Origin of the sequence: Streptomyces sp. Go-475, assembly GCF_003330845.1 — a bacterium.
In the GTDB taxonomy this organism is placed as follows: domain Bacteria; phylum Actinomycetota; class Actinomycetes; order Streptomycetales; family Streptomycetaceae; genus Streptomyces.
In genome coordinates, this window is record NZ_CP026121.1 from 2,339,974 (window position 1) to 2,355,065 (window position 15,092).

Annotated in this window: 14 protein-coding genes; 5 read left to right on the top strand and 9 right to left on the bottom strand. The window is 73.3% G+C overall.

From position 1 onward, the window contains the following. Nucleotides 1-48: 48 nt before the first annotated feature. From C1703_RS10700 to C1703_RS10710, 3 genes are all read right to left on the bottom strand, one after another. On the bottom strand, nucleotides 49-1,101 hold the full coding sequence (locus tag C1703_RS10700; protein WP_114251775.1) for an endonuclease/exonuclease/phosphatase family protein: 1,053 nt from the start codon (nucleotides 1,099-1,101) through the stop codon (nucleotides 49-51). 176 nt (nucleotides 1,102-1,277) lie between these two features. Continuing rightward, the gene (locus tag C1703_RS10705; protein WP_198678135.1) at nucleotides 1,278-1,928 is read right to left on the bottom strand and encodes a TetR/AcrR family transcriptional regulator; all 651 of its coding nucleotides are present in this window, start codon (nucleotides 1,926-1,928) and stop codon (nucleotides 1,278-1,280) included. A 49-nt stretch (nucleotides 1,929-1,977) separates the two neighbouring features. Beyond that, nucleotides 1,978-3,579: an MFS transporter gene (locus C1703_RS10710; protein ID WP_114251779.1), complete on the bottom strand. Its 1,602-nt coding sequence runs from the start codon at nucleotides 3,577-3,579 to the stop codon at nucleotides 1,978-1,980. A 201-nt stretch (nucleotides 3,580-3,780) separates the two neighbouring features. Here C1703_RS10710 and panB point away from each other — a divergent pair, with 201 nt between their 5' ends. From panB to C1703_RS10725, 3 genes are all read left to right on the top strand, one after another. Further along, complete coding sequence (gene panB / locus C1703_RS10715) at nucleotides 3,781-4,656, top strand: 3-methyl-2-oxobutanoate hydroxymethyltransferase (protein WP_114251781.1); 876 nt, start codon at nucleotides 3,781-3,783, stop codon at nucleotides 4,654-4,656. A gap of 150 nt (nucleotides 4,657-4,806) precedes the next feature. After that, entirely contained in the window at nucleotides 4,807-5,826 is a 1,020-nt protein-coding gene (locus C1703_RS10720; RefSeq protein ID WP_114251783.1) for an ATP-binding cassette domain-containing protein, read from the top strand. Continuing rightward, nucleotides 5,823-6,644 (top strand): ABC transporter permease, encoded by an 822-nt coding sequence (locus tag C1703_RS10725; protein ID WP_114251785.1) that lies wholly within the window; start codon nucleotides 5,823-5,825, stop codon nucleotides 6,642-6,644. Before C1703_RS10720 ends, C1703_RS10725 begins: the two co-directional genes overlap by 4 nt. Nucleotides 6,645-6,664: 20 nt before the next feature. On the opposite strand, the gene C1703_RS10730 is transcribed toward C1703_RS10725, so the two are convergent. Both C1703_RS10730 and C1703_RS10735 read right to left on the bottom strand, forming a co-directional pair. Beyond that, on the bottom strand, nucleotides 6,665-9,979 hold the full coding sequence (locus C1703_RS10730; protein WP_114251787.1) for a BTAD domain-containing putative transcriptional regulator: 3,315 nt from the start codon (nucleotides 9,977-9,979) through the stop codon (nucleotides 6,665-6,667). 207 nt (nucleotides 9,980-10,186) lie between these two features. Continuing rightward, nucleotides 10,187-10,894 carry a DUF6578 domain-containing protein gene (locus C1703_RS10735; protein ID WP_114251789.1) on the bottom strand — a complete coding sequence of 236 codons (708 nt, stop codon included), beginning with the start codon at nucleotides 10,892-10,894 and terminating at the stop codon, nucleotides 10,187-10,189. 104 nt (nucleotides 10,895-10,998) lie between these two features. On the opposite strand from C1703_RS10735, the gene C1703_RS10740 reads away from it, so the two are divergent. Then, a complete protein-coding gene (locus C1703_RS10740) occupies nucleotides 10,999-11,799 on the top strand; it encodes a site-2 protease family protein (RefSeq protein WP_114251791.1) in 801 nt (266 codons plus the stop codon). Here C1703_RS10740 and C1703_RS10745 read toward each other — a convergent pair. From C1703_RS10745 to C1703_RS10755, 3 genes are read right to left on the bottom strand one after another with little or no spacing between them, the layout of a single operon-like run. After that, a complete protein-coding gene (locus C1703_RS10745) occupies nucleotides 11,789-12,028 on the bottom strand; it encodes a hypothetical protein (protein WP_198678136.1) in 240 nt (79 codons plus the stop codon). The two genes, C1703_RS10740 and C1703_RS10745, sit on opposite strands and share 11 nt — an antisense overlap. Nucleotides 12,029-12,041: 13 nt before the next feature. Next, entirely contained in the window at nucleotides 12,042-12,761 is a 720-nt protein-coding gene (npdG, locus tag C1703_RS10750) for an NADPH-dependent F420 reductase (protein ID WP_114251793.1), read from the bottom strand. 38 nt (nucleotides 12,762-12,799) lie between these two features. Next, nucleotides 12,800-13,873 carry a sialidase family protein gene (locus C1703_RS10755; protein WP_114251795.1) on the bottom strand — a complete coding sequence of 358 codons (1,074 nt, stop codon included), beginning with the start codon at nucleotides 13,871-13,873 and terminating at the stop codon, nucleotides 12,800-12,802. Between the two features lie 119 nt (nucleotides 13,874-13,992). Here C1703_RS10755 and C1703_RS10760 point away from each other — a divergent pair, with 119 nt between their 5' ends. After that, nucleotides 13,993-14,598, top strand: a complete 606-nt coding sequence (locus C1703_RS10760; RefSeq protein ID WP_114251797.1) for a hypothetical protein — start codon at nucleotides 13,993-13,995, stop codon at nucleotides 14,596-14,598. Between the two features lie 210 nt (nucleotides 14,599-14,808). Here C1703_RS10760 and C1703_RS10765 read toward each other — a convergent pair whose 3' ends face one another. Continuing rightward, nucleotides 14,809-15,039 carry a hypothetical protein gene (locus C1703_RS10765; RefSeq protein ID WP_114251799.1) on the bottom strand — a complete coding sequence of 77 codons (231 nt, stop codon included), beginning with the start codon at nucleotides 15,037-15,039 and terminating at the stop codon, nucleotides 14,809-14,811. Nucleotides 15,040-15,092 lie beyond the last annotated feature (53 nt).

A 15,092-nucleotide genomic window follows, 5' to 3' on the forward strand; every position in this document is an offset into this window, starting at 1 on the left:
GAACCCGTCGTTGCCGGATCCTGGCCGAACTGCCCTGACCTGCGGTTTTCAGGAACCGCTTGTGGCGACCTTCACACGGGCCGCGACGGGCAGATGGTCGCTGCCGGTCTGCGGGAGGGTCCAGGAACTCTCCGGCGTCAGACCCCGGACCATGATCTGGTCGATGCGCGCCATCGGGAACGACGCCGGCCAGCTGAACCCGAAGCCGCTGCCGGCCGCGCCCTGCGTGGAGCGCATCTGGGAGGTGACGGCGTTGAGCGCGCGGTCGTTCATGGTGCCGTTCAGGTCGCCGAGCAGGACGACGTTCCTCAGCGGTTCCCGGGCGATGGCGTGGCCCAGGTAGTCGGCGCTCCGGTCGCGCTGCCGGGCCGTGAAGCCGGCCTCCATCTTCACGCGCACCGACGGCAGGTGGGCGACGTAGACCGCGACCTGGCCGGCCGGGGCGGTCACGGTGGCGCGCATCGCGCGCGTCCAGCCCATGTCGAGGTCGACGGCCCGCACATCGGTCAGCGGGTACTTGCTCCACACCCCGACCGTGCCCTGCACCGAGTGGTAGCGGTAGGTCGAGGCGAGCGCCTTCTCGTACGTCGGCACGGCGCTCGCGGTCAGTTCCTCCAGGGCGAGGACGTCCGCGCCGGATGCGGCCACGTCACGGGCGGTGCCGGCCGGGTCGGGGTTGTCGGCGTTGACGTTGTGCGTGGCCACGGTGAGGTCGCCGCCGGTCCCGGTCTTGTCGCTGACCTGGCCGCCGAACAGGTTCAGCCAGACCAGCGCCGGCAGCACCACCGCGATCAGCGCGGTCGCCGACCTGCGGACCACCGCGAGGACGAGCAGCACCGGCACGAGGAGTCCCAGCCAGGGCAGGAACGTCTCGACGAGGCTGCCCAGGTTGCCGATCGTGTTCGGGATGCGCGAGTGCATGATCATGATCACGGCCAGCAGCACCGCGCAGGCGGCCACGAGCAGCCCGCGCCGCCAGATCCGTGGGTCGCCCCGCCAGGGTCCCAGCAGCCGGTCGAACAGGCGCCGAAGCCGGGTTCCCCGGTGCTCGGGCCCCGAGCCGCCGTTGTCCGTCTCCGTCATGTACGCCTGCTGCGCCATACCGTCGCCTCACTGCCTGCCGTGCACACCATCGCCCCCGTGTCTACGACCCTAGGGGATGATCCGTTCCGTTCCCGCCGTCCCTCGACGGCCGTACGGGGGCGATGACGTTCGAGTCGCCGCGGGGAGTTCCGATCAAGGCCACGGAAAGCGCGCTCTGTGACGAAACGCGCACACTAGGGTTGCTGGGACGTCGAACTGACGGACGGTGAGCTGACGGGCCGCAGACCGTCGAGGAGCGTGTCGACGACCTGTTCGGCGAGGTCGTCGGGCAGGTCGGCGTCGGGGCGCAGGACGGCCCGGACGAGGACCGGCGCGACGAACAGGTCGTTCAGCAGCTCGATGTCGACGTCCGCGCGCAGTTCGCCGTTCTCCTGGCCGCGGCGCAGGACCTCCAGCCCGAGGCGGCGGCGCGGTGCGATGACGGTGTGGTCGTAGGCCGCCCAGATCTTCGGGCTGCTCTTCATCTGGGCGTGCACGGTGTGCAGGATCGCCGACGAGCGGCCGGCCAGACCGCGCCGGCGCACCTGTTCCAGCAGGACCACGAGGTCGTCGCGCATCGAGGTGCCGGGGAGCGGGGGGTCGGCGGGTTCGGCGGCGCGCAGGACGTCGACGAAGAGTTCCTCCTTGCCGCTCCAGCGGCGGTAGATGGTGGCCTTGCCGACGCCGGCGGTGCGGGCGATGCGCTCGATGGACAGCTCCGCCAGCGGCACGCCCTCCTCCAGGAGCTTCATCACGCCCTCGACGATGGCGTGCTCGACGGCCTCGCTTCTCGGGCGGCCCCTCGGGGGTCCGTCGGGGCGGGGGTGCCGTTCGGCGAGGCTCACGGGCGTGCGTCCCTTCGTGACCGGGTGAGGGTGCATTCTCGCGCAGGGTTCACGGCCTTGCCTCGGCCACCTCCTTCTCCTCCTCCCCCGGCCGGGGCGCCGGCTGCTTCCCGGGCAGGAACAGCGCCACGACCACCGCGCCGACGAGTGCGACGCCCGCGCCCCACAGGGCGGTGACGTGCATCGCGTGCAGGAACGCGTCGTGGGCCGGGGTGAGCAGGGCCCTGCCCGGTGGGCCCAGCTTCGCCGCGACGCCGAGGGTGGCCTCGATGGACTCGCCCGCGGTGTGCCGGAGGGCCGGCGGCAGCGCGCCGAGCTTGTCCTCGATGCCCGTGCGGTACGCGGTGGACAGCACCGAGCCGAGGACGGCGATGCCGAGGGCGCCGCCGACCTGCCGGAAGGTGTTGCTGAGCGCGGAGGCCGAGCCGGCCTTCTCGCGGGGCAGGGCCTGCATGATGACGACGCTGACCGGCGTCATGATGTGCGCCATGCCGGTGCCCATGAGGAAGAAGATCACTTCCAGGATCCAGATGGGCGTGTCCGCGTCCAGGGTGGCGAAGGCGGCCAGCATCGCGGCGATGACCAGCATCGCGGCGGTCGTGGTCGCCTTGTTGCCGAAGCGGTCGACCAGCAGCCGGGCCCGCGGCGCGAAGATCATCTGGGCGGCGGCCAGCGGCAGCATCAGCAGTCCGGTCTCCAGCGGCGAGTAGCCGCGCACGCTCTGCGTGTAGAAGACGGAGAAGAAGGTCACACCCATCAGCGCGAAGAAGACCAGCGCGATGGCGGCGATGGCGGCCGAGAAGACCTTGTTCCTGAAGTACGTGACGTCGATGGAGGGGTGGCTGCTGCGCTTCTCGAACACGACGAAGGCGACGAGGACGGCGAGACCGGCGCCGATCGCCGACAGCACGGTGGCGTCGGTGAAGTCGGCGAGCCGGCCGCCCTCGATGATGCCGTAGACGAGCAGCACCAGGCCGACGACCGACAGCACGACGCCGACGGGGTCGATGCGGCCGGGGGCGGGGTCGCGGGAGTCGGGCACCAGCCAGAGCATCAGGGCCAGGGCGAGCAGCACGATCGGCACGTTGATGAGGAAGACGGAGCCCCACCAGAAGTGGTCGAGCAGCACGCCGCCGGTGATCGGGCCGATGGCGATGGCGAGGCCGACACCGCCGGCCCAGATGCCGATGGCCTTGGGCTGCTCGTCGCGCTCGAAGACGTTCATGAGGACGGCGAGGGTGGCCGGCATGACGAACGCCGCGCCGAGGCCCATCACGGCGCGGAAGGCGATGAGCTCGCCCGGCGAGCCGGAGAACGCGGCGCACGCGGAGCCGGCGCCGAACACGGCGAGACCGGCGAGCAGCACCTTCTTGCGGCCCAGCCGGTCCCCGAGGAGCCCGGCGGTGAACAGCAGGCCCGCGAAGACCAGGGTGTAGGCGTTGATGGCCCACTCCAGCTCGCTCTGCGTGGCTCCGATGCCGGTCGGGGCGGGGGTGGAGATCGTCTTGATGGCGACGTTGAGGATGGAGTTGTCGAGGACGACGATCAGCAGGCTCAGCATCAGCACGCCGAGGATCGCCCAGCGGCGCCGGTGCACCGCTTCCGGTATGCGGCGGCCGGTGGGGGCGGCGCCGTCGGCAGGAGTGGTCATGCCGAGGACCCTAGGCCCCTTTCGATACGGGACCGTCTCGTATCGGAACTCTCTTACCGAGCCCTTACACGGCGGTCGCTTCCGGCCACCCGGCGGAACTCACAGGGGCTCCCCTAGCCCTGTCCGGCACGAGGTGCCACCATGGACGTGGTCCGGGGACGCCGTCAGGGCGCCTCGAGATGACGTGTGAGGAGCCGTGCAATGACGCAGCTTCCGGCTGCCCAGAACGCTCAGCAGAAGCCCTCCGACGGCGGCAGGGCGCTGTACGGGGGCAAGAGCACCCGCCGCATCACGGTGCGGGACATCGCCGCCGCCAAGGAGCGCGGCGAGAAGTGGCCCATGCTCACCGCGTACGACGCGATGACCGCGTCCGTCTTCGACGAGGCCGGCATCCCGGTCATGCTCGTCGGCGACTCGGCGGGCAACTGCCACCTGGGGTACGAGACGACCGTGCCCGTCACCCTCGACGAGATGACCATGCTGTCGGCGGCGGTCGTACGGGGCACCTCGCGCGCCCTGATCGTCGGCGACCTGCCCTTCGGCTCCTACCAGGAGGGTCCGGTGCAGGCGCTGCGCTCGGCGACCCGGCTGGTGAAGGAGGCGGGCGTGCAGGCCGTGAAGCTGGAGGGGGGCGAGCGGTCGCACGAGCAGATCCGGCTGCTCGTCGAGTCCGGCATCCCGGTCATGGCGCACATCGGGCTGACCCCGCAGTCCGTCAACGCGATGGGCTACCGCGTGCAGGGCCGTGGCGAGGAGGCGGCCCAGCAGCTGCTGCGGGACGCGAAGGCCGTGCAGGACGCGGGCGCGTTCGCGGTGGTGCTGGAGCTGGTGCCGGCGGAGCTGGCGGCCGAGGTGACGCGGGTGCTGCACATCCCGACCGTCGGGATCGGCGCCGGGCCCGAGACGGACGCGCAGGTCCTGGTGTGGACCGACATGCTCGGGCTGACCGGCGGGCGCGTGCCGAAGTTCGTGAAGCAGTACGCGGACCTGCGCGAGGTGATGGGGACCGCGGCGAAGGCGTTCGCCGAGGACGTGGTCGGCGGAACGTTCCCCTCGGAGGAGCACTCCGTCCACTGAGCCACCGCGGTACCGGACAGCCCCGCCGATCGTCCCCCGTCGGCGGGGCTGTTCCCGTTTCCGGCCGTTGTCGGCGGGATGTCGGTGCCGGCGAGCCGCTGTCAGCGGTCTGTCGGTGGTTTGTCGGCGCGCCCTGACACTGTCGTCCGCATGACGCGAATCGACACACGAACCGGCGGCGCCGCTGTCACCGTGCGGGGGCTGGTGAAGCACTACGGGGAGACCAGGGCACTGGACGGGGTCGACCTGGACGTGCGGGAGGGCACCGTGATGGGGGTGCTCGGGCCGAACGGGGCCGGGAAGACCACCCTGGTGCGGATCCTGTCCACCCTGCTGCGGCCCGACGCGGGACAGGCGACGGTGGCGGGGTACGACGTCGTACGGCAGCCGCGGAACCTGCGGCGGGTGATAGGGCTCACCGGGCAGTACGCCTCCGTCGACGAGAAGCTGCCCGGCTGGGAGAACCTGTACATGATCGGGCGACTGCTCGACCTGCCCCGCAAGGAGGCACGCGCGCGTGCCGACGCGCTGCTGGAGCGGTTCTCGCTGACGGACGCCGCGAAGCGGCCCGCGAGCACCTACTCCGGCGGTATGCGGCGGCGGCTCGACCTGGCCGCCTCGATGATCGGGCGGCCCTCCGTCCTCTTCCTCGACGAGCCGACCACCGGCCTCGACCCCCGCACCCGCAACGAGGTGTGGGACGAGGTGAAGGCCATGGTCGGGGACGGCGTGACCGTGCTGCTGACCACGCAGTACATGGAGGAGGCCGAGCAGCTCGCCTCCGAGCTGACCGTGGTGGACAAGGGCCGGGTCGTCGCGGGCGGCGGCATCGAGGAACTCAAGGCCAAGGTCGGCGGGCGCACCCTGCGGATCCGGCCGGCCGACGCCGCGCAGCTGCGGCCGCTCGCCGGCCATCTCGACGGCCTGGGCATCACCGGGCTGGCGACCACCACCGTGGACGGCGACTCCGGCACGCTCCTGGTGCCGATCCTGAGCGACGAGCAGCTGACCGCCGTGGTGGGCGCCATCGCCTCCCGCGGCATCACGATCGCCGCCGTCACCACCGAACTGCCCAGCCTGGACGAGGTGTTCCTGTCCCTCACCGGCCACCGCGCCAGTGCGCCGCAGGACGCCGTGCCCACCGAGGACCGCGAGGAAGTCTCCGTATGAGTGCCGCCACCCTTTCCACACCCGCCGCCGGCGACGACGCCCGCATCACCCTGCGCGGGCATCTGCGGCACACCGGTGCCCTGGTGCGCCGCAACCTGCTGTGGATCCGCCAGGACCCGGAGTCGATGGCCGACGCGCTGTTGATGCCGGTCATCTTCACCCTGCTGTTCGTGTTCGTGTTCGGCGGCTCGATCGGGCAGGCGCTCGGCGGCGGGCAGGACCAGTACGTGCAGTACGTCATCCCCGGCATGATCGCCATGATGAGCATGACGCTCTCCCAGGGCGTCGGCACGGGCTTCAGCCAGGACTTCAACTCCGGTGTCATGGACCGCTTCCGGTCCCTGCCGATCGGGCGGGGTTCGGTGCTCTTCGCGAAGATCTCGGTGGAGCTGCTGCGGATGCTGTTCGCCACCGCCGTGCTGATGATCGTCGCCGTCGCGGTCGGGTTCGAGATCACCGACTGGCCGGGGCTCTTCGCGACCGTGGCGCTGTCCACGGCGTTCGCCTCGTCGATCATGTGGGTGTTCCTCACCCTGGGCGTGGTCCTGAAGAACGCCCAGTCCGTGCAGGCGATGGGGTTCCTGGTGCTGTTCCCGCTCCAGTTCGGCTCGTCGATCTTCGCGCCGACGACGTCGATGCCCGGCTGGTTGCAGGCGTTCACCGACTACAACCCGCTGTCGACGCTGGCGGACGCCGCACGCGGTCTGATGGTGGGCGGGCCGGTCGCGCACGACCTGTGGGTGACGCTCGGCTGGTCGGTGGCGATCACGGCGGTGATGGCCCCCGTCGCGATCCACAAGTTCCGCACGAAGGCCTGACCGGGCCGGACGGATCCGCGTCAGAGCAGGGCGGTGGCCTCCTCGGGGGAGAGGCCGCCGCCTTCCGTGTACGCGGACTCGTACGCCGTGTCGCCGAGCACCGCCCGCGTCCGCCGCTCCGCCTGCTCGCGTGCCTCGCGCTCCTGCCGCGGGGCGACGTGCCCCGGCGGCAGCAGGGCGTCGGCCGCGCCGAGGCACAGGGCGGCGTCCCGGGCCCGGTGCCCGCCGTCGAGGCCGGCCAGGGACCCGGCGGCGATGGTCAGGTACACCGCGCGCATATGGGGGGCGATGGCCGCCGAGAGCGGGTCGGCGGCCAGCTCGAGCGCCCCGCGGATCCGGTCCAGGCACTCCTCGTACCGTCCCTCCACGGCGTCCAGCCACCCCTCCGCGCCGAGGATGTACGCGTCGAAGACGATGAAGTGGGCGATACGGAAGTCCTGGCGCAGCCGCCGCAGTTGCTCTCGCGCCTCGGGAACGCGGCCCGCCATGCCGAGCCGGCCGGCCAGGAAGAGGCGGGCGGCGGGCATGGCCTCGCTGTGCGTGTCCTCGTGCTGGGCGATCACCTCGCGCAGCAGCCGCTCGCCGCGTTCGCCCTCGTCGGCCTCCAGCAGGGCGTTGCCGAGCCGGGCGGTGAGGACGGCGGCCTGGGCGCGGGCGCCGAGGTGTTCGGCGTGGGCGATGGCCGCCTCGTAGTCGGCGGCCGCCAGGGCGTAGTCGCCCCGGCGTTCGTGGGCCTCGGCGCGGGCGGAGAGCGCCTCGGCGGTGCCCCAGGCGTCGCCGAGGCGCTGGTAGATCTCCAGCGACTCGTCGGCGTCCCGGGCGGCGTCGCCCGCCCAGTCGGTGCGGTTGGCGAGGAAGTTGGCCCGCATCTGGAGGGCGGAGGCCAGCTCCCAGGCGAAGCCGGGGGTCTGCCGGCAGGTGCGGATGGACGCGTCGATGATGACGCGCAGCCGGTCCATCTCGCCGGTGAGCATCACGGCGAAGAACCAGAGCAGGCCGGGCAGGCGGCAGTTCTGCGGCAGGCCGGGCTCGTAGGTCCGCGCGATGGCGCGCAGCTTCTGCTGGGACCGGGGGTTCTGCCAGGCCTCCAGTTCCGTGTCCATGCAGGCGAGGTGGGCCAGGTGGATCCCGCGCCGGGCCTCCCACAGGACCTCGCCGGTCATCGGCGGCGGCGCGTCGGTGCAGCGCTGCCAGACGGGGGCGGCGGGGCGGACGGGCTCGGTGAACGGGTCGGGTCCGAGGGTCATGATCTCGCGGCACCAGTTGCGGGCCTCGATGCGCAGGTCCCGCATCTGCCAGTACCAGACGAGGGACAGCGCGAGGCACAGCGCCTCCTGCTCGTCGCGCAGGGCGACGGCGTGCCGCAGGGCGGTGCGCAGGTTCTCGTACTCCCGCTCCAGCCGGTGGATGGCGGCGAGCTGGCCGGGGCCGCGCAGCAACGGGTCGGTGGTGCGGGCGAGTTCACGGAAGTACGTCAGATGGGCGCGCTCGGCCTCGGCGCGCTGCCCGGACTCGTCCAGCCGCTCGGCGGCGTACTCGGCGACGGTCTCCAGCAGCCGGTAGCGCATCTCGCCGTCGGTCTGCTCGCCGGGCGGCGCGGCCACGACCAGGGAGCGGTCGACGAGCGAGCCGAGCGCCTCCAGGGCGACCGGTCCGCACACCGCCTCGGCGGCGGGCAGGTCGCAGCCGCCCGCGAACACCGACAGCCTCCGCAGGACGTCCCGTTCGTCCTCGTCGAGCAGGTCCCAGGACCAGTCGACGACTGCCCTGAGGGTCTGCTGGCGGGGCAGCACGGTGCGGCTGCCGGAGGTGAGGAGCCGGAAGCGGTCGTCGAGCCGGTCGGCGATCTGGCGCGGGGTGAGCATCCGCAGCCGGGCGGCGGCGAGTTCGATGGCCAGGGGCAGGCCGTCCAGTCGGCGGCAGATCTCGGCGCACGCCTCGGGGTCGTCCTCGATCCGGAAGCCGGGCCGGGCGGCCGCGCCCCGGTCGGCGAGCAGGCGCAGCGCGACCGGCTCGGGCAGTGGCTCCACCGGCCGCAGCAACTCCCCCGGCACGCCCAGGGGTTCGCGGCTGGTGGCGAGGACGGTGAGGCCGGGGCAGCGCGCCAGCAGTTCCTCGGCGAGCCGGGCGGCGGCGTCGGCGACGTGCTCGCAGTTGTCGAGGATCAGCAGCATGCCGGGGCGGGAGCAGTGCTCGGCGAGCCGTTCGACGGGGTCGTCGAGCCGGTCGGCGACGGCGGCCCGGATGCCCTCCGCTCCGGCGCCGTACAGCACGGTCTCGCGGGCGCCGACGGCGGTGAGCACGGCCTCGGGGACGGCGGCGGGGTCGTCGACCGGAGCGAGTTCGGCCAGCCACACCCCGCCGGGCATGGCGTGCCGCACGGCCTCGGCGGCCTCCTGCGACAGGCGGGTCTTCCCGGCGCCGCCGGGGCCGAGCAGGGTGACCAGGCGGGCCGCCGCGAGATCCGCCCGGATGGTCTCGATGTCGGTCTCCCGGCCGATGAAGGAGGTGAGGCGGGCGCGGAGGTTGCCGGGAGCGGGGGCGGCCGGGGGCTGCGCGGGCGTCACCGCCCGGCCCCGGTCGGCCGCCGGTGAGCCGCCCGGGCCCGGCGTGTTCAGCAACTCCGTGTGCAGCGCGCGCAGTTCGGGCCCCGGGTCGGTGCCCAGCCGGTCGGCGAGGAGGCGTCGTACGTCCTCGTAGGCGGCGAGGGCCTCGGCGGTGCGGCCCGCGTCGCGCAGGGCGCGCAGGCGCAGCGCCTGGAGGGGCTCGTCCAGGGGGTGGCTGTCGCACAGGGCGGTCAGCTCCGGCAGGGACTGCTCGGCCTGGCCGAGGGCGAGGGCGGCGGTGTGGCGGGCCCGCAGCACGTCCAGGCGGCGGGCGTCCCAGCGGGCCGCCTCGGCGGCGCGGTCGGGCAGGTCGGCGAGGGCCGGGCCGCGCCACAGGGCGAGGGCGTCGTCGAGGACCACGGCCGCCTTGGCGGGGTCGCCGTCGGCCAGGGCCCGCAGCCCCTCGCCGGCCAGCCGCTCGAACCGGTGCAGGTCGACGTCGTCGGGGGCGGCCGTGAGCCGGTACCCGCCCTCGGCGGAGGCGACCGCGTCCGCGCCGAGCGCCCGCCGCAACCGCCCGACCAGCGCCTGCAGCGCCCCCGGCGCGTCGGCGGGCGGATCGCCGTCCCACACCTCGTCGACGAGCAGCCCCGCGGGCACGGTGCGTCCCGCGCGCAGGGCGAGCACGGTCAGCAGCGCGCGCAGCCGCGCCCCGCCGACCGGGACGGCGGTGCCGTCGGTGCGGAGCGCCTGGGTGGTGCCGAGGATGCGGTAGCGCACGGGGTCCATTGTCTCCGGTGACATGGGGGCGGTCACGACGGCCCGACGGGGCGACGACCGCTGTGGGACGTGTGTGACGGGCGGCGGTCGGCACGCCTGTCGGGGCGGACGTCCCGGCCGGCACACCCGACAGCGCGACCACCACCGGTGGGCGTGCGCGGCGGGCAGCCGTAGACCGGCCCGCGACGGCCGACGGCAACAGGGGCGTCGCCGTGTTCACCCATGCCGGCGCCTCGGTCGGTCCCGGTGCCTCGGTGGGGTCGCGGCCGTGCTCAGGCTCTCCAGCAGGGCCGCCAGTTCAGCCGCCGGCAGGCCCTCGGTCTCCGTGCCGGGCGCGGCACCCCGGTGGGGGATGCCCCGGGCCTCGCGGAGGGCGTGGGAGAGCCAGGAGTCCGTGCCCGGCACTTCCAGGGTCGCCACCACCCCCGACTCCCTCCACTGCCGCCCCTGTTCCTCCGCACCCTCGGCGAACCACTTCGGGCACCGCTCCACCAGCCGCAGCCGCCGCTCCCCGGCCACCGGCTCCCACGTGCGCGAGCCGGGCGTGGCCTGGGCGTACGCCTGCTCGAGCACCTGTACGGCCCGAACCCGCCCGCCGGTCTCGGGCCACCGCGCGCCGTGCCGTTCGACGGACAGCAGCCCGACCGACCGGATCCGGTCCCCGGGCTTCGGCCGCCGGTCCTCCTCGTCGTCGGGGTCCCCGGCCAGGGCGGCCGTGAGGCCGGTCTCCTCCCGGACCACCCGGACGCCGCCCACGTCCTCCACCGGCCCGCACACCTTGCTGAGCTGGTCGTGCCAGCCGCCGCCGAACACCTGGTCCGCGTCCTCCAGGAGCAGGGGCCAGCTCACCTCGTCCCCCACCGAGAACGGCGTGCCGCAGCACTCCATCTGCCAGTCTTCGTAGATCACGTGCCAGAGCCCCATGGGCCCACCCTCCCCGGAACCGACCGCCCCGCGCGAGACGTTTTCCCCCTGCGCCCGGTACGGTCGGGCCGTCCCATCGCGTGTTCGAGAGTGCAGGGAGTCCCATGACCACCGCCACCAGCCGCCGCAGCGAGCGGCGGATCAGTCCCGTCTTCGTCGGGATCCTGGCCGTGACGGCGGTCACGGGTTGGGCGACCTGGACCGGGTTCGCCGAGCAGCCCGGGGTCGCCGTGTTCCTGTTCGTGACGGCGGCGTGGATCGTCTCGCTGTGCCTGCACGAGTACGCGCACGCGCGCACGGCCCTGCACAGCGGCGACATCTCGGTCGGCGCCAAGGGCTACCTGACCCTGAACCCGCTGAAGTACACGCACGCGCTGCTCAGCATCGTGCTGCCGGTGATCTTCGTGATCATGGGCGGGATCGGCCTGCCCGGCGGCGCGGTGTTCATCGAGCACGGGCGGATCCGGGGCCGTTGGAAGCACAGCCTGATCTCGGCGGCGGGCCCGCTGACGAACGTGCTGTTCGCGGTGGTCTGCACGGCCCCGTTCTGGCTGGACGCCCTGGACGGCGTGCCGAACGACTTCCGGTTCGCCCTCGCCTTCCTCGCCCTGCTGCAGGTGACGGCGGCGCTGCTGAACTTCCTGCCGGTGCCGGGCCTGGACGGCTACGGCGTGATCGAGCCGTGGCTGTCGTACGACATCCGGCGCCAGGTGGAGCCGTTCGCGCCGTTCGGCCTGCTGTTCGTGTTCGCGCTGCTGTGGCTGCCGGCGGTGAACGGCGTGTTCTTCGACGTGATCGACGCCATCCTGAAGTCGCTCGGCATCAGCGATCTGGAAACGTACTGCGGTCAGGCGCTGTACCGCTTCTGGCAGGGCAGCAACGAGTTCTGCTCGGTCAGCCCGTGACGGACTTCTGCTGCCTGGCGCGCTTGAGGTAGTACCAGCACATGTTGGACGACAGGCCCGCCAGCAGCACCCACACGATTCCGAGGAAGCTGCCCCGGGTGAAGGAGACGACGGCCGCGGCCACGGAGAGGACGCAGACGATCAGGGCGTAGAGGGCAAGGCGAGGCATCTCGGTCGACTCCTGTCGGGGGACACTGCGGGCACTGCTGTGCCGTCCAGTGTCCCCCATGGATCTCACCGGCTCACACGTCGGTGACGCGCAGCCCCGCGTGTGCCTTGTACCGGCGGTTCACGGAGATCAGGTTCGCCACCAGCGACTCGACCTGGTGGGCGTTGCGCAGCCGCCCGGCGAAGATGCCGCGCATGCCGGGGATGCGCCCGGCGAGGGCCTGGACGATCTCGACGTCGGCGCGGACCTCGCCGAGCACCATGACGTCGGTGTCGATCTCGTCGATCTCCGGGTCCTGGAGCAGGACGGCCGACAGGTGGTGGAAGGCGGCCGTGACCCGGGAGTCGGGCAGCAGGGCGGCGGCCTGCTCGGCGGCGCTGCCCTCCTCGGGCTTGAGGGCGTAGGCGCCCTTCTTGTCGAAGCCGAGCGGGTTGACGCAGTCGACGACGAGCTTGCCGGCCAGCTCCTCGCGCAGGGACTCCAGGGTCTTGCCGTGGCCGTCCCAGGGCACGGCGACGATCACGATGTCGCTGCGGCGCGCGGTCTCGGCGTTGTCGGCGCCCTCGACGCCGTGGCCGAGTTCCTCGGCGGCGGCCTGCGCGCGGTCGGCCGCGCGGGAGCCGATGATCACCTTCTGCCCGGCCTTGGCGAGCCGGTAGGCGAGGCCCTTGCCCTGGGGGCCGGTCCCGCCGAGCACCCCGACGACGAGTCCGGAGACGTCGGGCAGGTCCCAGGGGTCCTTGGCGGGGGCCTTCTGGGCGTGGTCGGTGGCAGCACTGTCGGTAGAGGTCATGGCCCCGACTCTACGACCGCGGCGCCGCCCCGACCGGCTCAGGTCAGCTCCGCGACGGGCACCCGCCGGAAGGTGATCGTCTCGTAGGCGCTGAAGTCGCCGGTCTCGTACAGCAGCCCCACGGTGTCCGGGTCGACGCGGACGAGGTCGGAGTAGGCGGCGGGCAGTCCGTCCACGGTGTGGGCCGGGCGCCAGGTGGTGCCGCCGTCGGTGGAGGCGCGGATCGTCATCAGGGCGCGGAAGCCGGGGTCGGCAGGGCCGGAGTAGAGCAGCACGTCGGGGTCGCGGAGCTGGAGGACGCTCGCCTGGCACACGGGTGCGGACAGGCCCGCCTGCGGGCGGAAGGGTTTCACCAGGGTCTGCCCGCCGTCGGCGGAGTGGGCGTCGGCGCGGGTGCCGGGCGAGGGTGAGTCGTTGCGGGTGTTGAAGTAGGCCCGGCCGTCGGGGAGTTCGGCGGCGGTGGTCTCGTTGGCGTTGATGTAGCCGTCGGTGTTGTCGTCGACGTAGCCGATGCGCCAGGTGGCGCCCTCGTCGTCGCTGAGCAGGCAGTGGCCGCCGTTGTACCTGCCCTCCGTGCCGTTGTCGGTGCCGGTGGGCGGCAGGGAGTGGTTGGCCGGGACGACGACCCGGCCGGTGCTCAGCTGGATCGCGTGCCCGGGGGTGGTGGCGTACCAGCGCCACTGGGGCTTCTTGGTCTCCTGGGTGATCTCCCGCGGCGCCGACCACGTCAGGCCCTCGTCGTCGCTGTGCTGCACCCACACGCGGCGGCCGTCCGCCGCGGTCACCTTGCCGCGCCGGATGGCGTCCTCGGTGGCGAGGGCCGCGTTGCGCACGTGCACCAGCAGGACGCGGCCGGTGTGGAGGACGACCGGGGCGGGGTTGCCGGCGAGGGCGTCGCCGTTGCGCGCGGCGACCTGGAGCGAGCCCCAGGTGCGGCCGCCGTCCGTGGAGCGCTTCAGAACGACGTCGATGTTCCCGAAGTCGTCCCGGGAGCCGACCCGGCCCTCGCAGAAGGCGAGCAGCGTGCCGGTGCCGGTGGCGACGACGGCGGGGATACGGAAGCTGGCGTATCCCTCCCGGCCGGCGCGGAAGGGGACGCTGGTCTCGGTCATCGGCGGGTTCCTCCGGTCGTTCGACGACGGAACGGGTGACCGGTCCGCCTACCCAGGCCGGGCGAATGCGCGGTGAACTCCACGTCACGAGTGACCGGTTCCGGGCAGGATGCGGTCGCATGGATGCCGTTCGCGTCGCGCTGCTGCGGGAAGTGCTCGCCGGGACGGAGTGGCTGGGCGCCACGCGGCGGTTCGCCGGGGCGCTGCGGGGCTCGGTGGTGTCGCACGGGGGCGGTCTGCTCCTGGTCGGCACGCCGGAGTACGAGCCGTGGCACCTGGCGGCGCACCTGGTGGACGAGGCCGCCTGGTCGGGCATGCCGGAGCTGGCCCCCACGCTGGTACGGCATGACGCGCGCCCCTCGGACCCGGCGCACCTGGCGGTGGGGCTCGGCCGGCTGGAGGCGGCCCGGCGCGGCGAGACACTCCTGGTGGTGGCCCCGGAGCCCCCGTGCGCGCCCCTCCTGGAACGGGTCTCGGACGCCCGCCGGGCCGGGGCGACGGTCCTGGCCCTCGGCCCCGGCCGGGGCGAGCTGCCCGCGATGGCCCATGAGGCCCTGGCCGTCCCGGACGGCTCGGAGCTGGACCTGGACACGGTCCAGCACCTGGTGAGCGCGGCGGCCGGGGAGAACGCCCTCCCGGCCCCACCGCGGGGCCGGCGCCGCTTCCGGGACCGGGTGTCGAGGCTGGCGGAGCACCTGACAGCACCGCCACCGGCCCGCTGGTGACACGGGGGCGCACCCGGACCTGGCTCACCCGAACCTGGCACACGCCCGGACCGCTCCGGCCCGAACACGACGAACACTCCGCCTCCCGCCGGCCCCGGGCGCCCGGCCCGCACCGCCCCCGGATACCCCGGGCCCCCCGGGCACCCCGGCCCGGGCACGGCGAACGCCCGGGCCGTGTCGGCGCCGGGCGTCCGGGTGGGTCAGGTCGGGTCAGTTCTCCTCGCGGCCGGCCGCCGGGGCGTCGTGCCACCTGGGGTCGTTCTCCCACTGGAGGTTGCGTTCGCGGGCGGTCTCCATCGCGTGCTCGGCCTCGGTGCGGCTCGCGTACGGGCCGAAGCGGTCCTTGCCCGGGCACTCCGGCCCCTCCTCGACCTTCTTGTGCTCCAGGCAGTAGTACCACTCGCCCGGCTTGCCGACCGTCCGCTTCTTGAACAGGGCCATGACCAGCTCCTCTCGCCACCGACATGTTCCCCCACGGCGGCTGGTTAGACTCG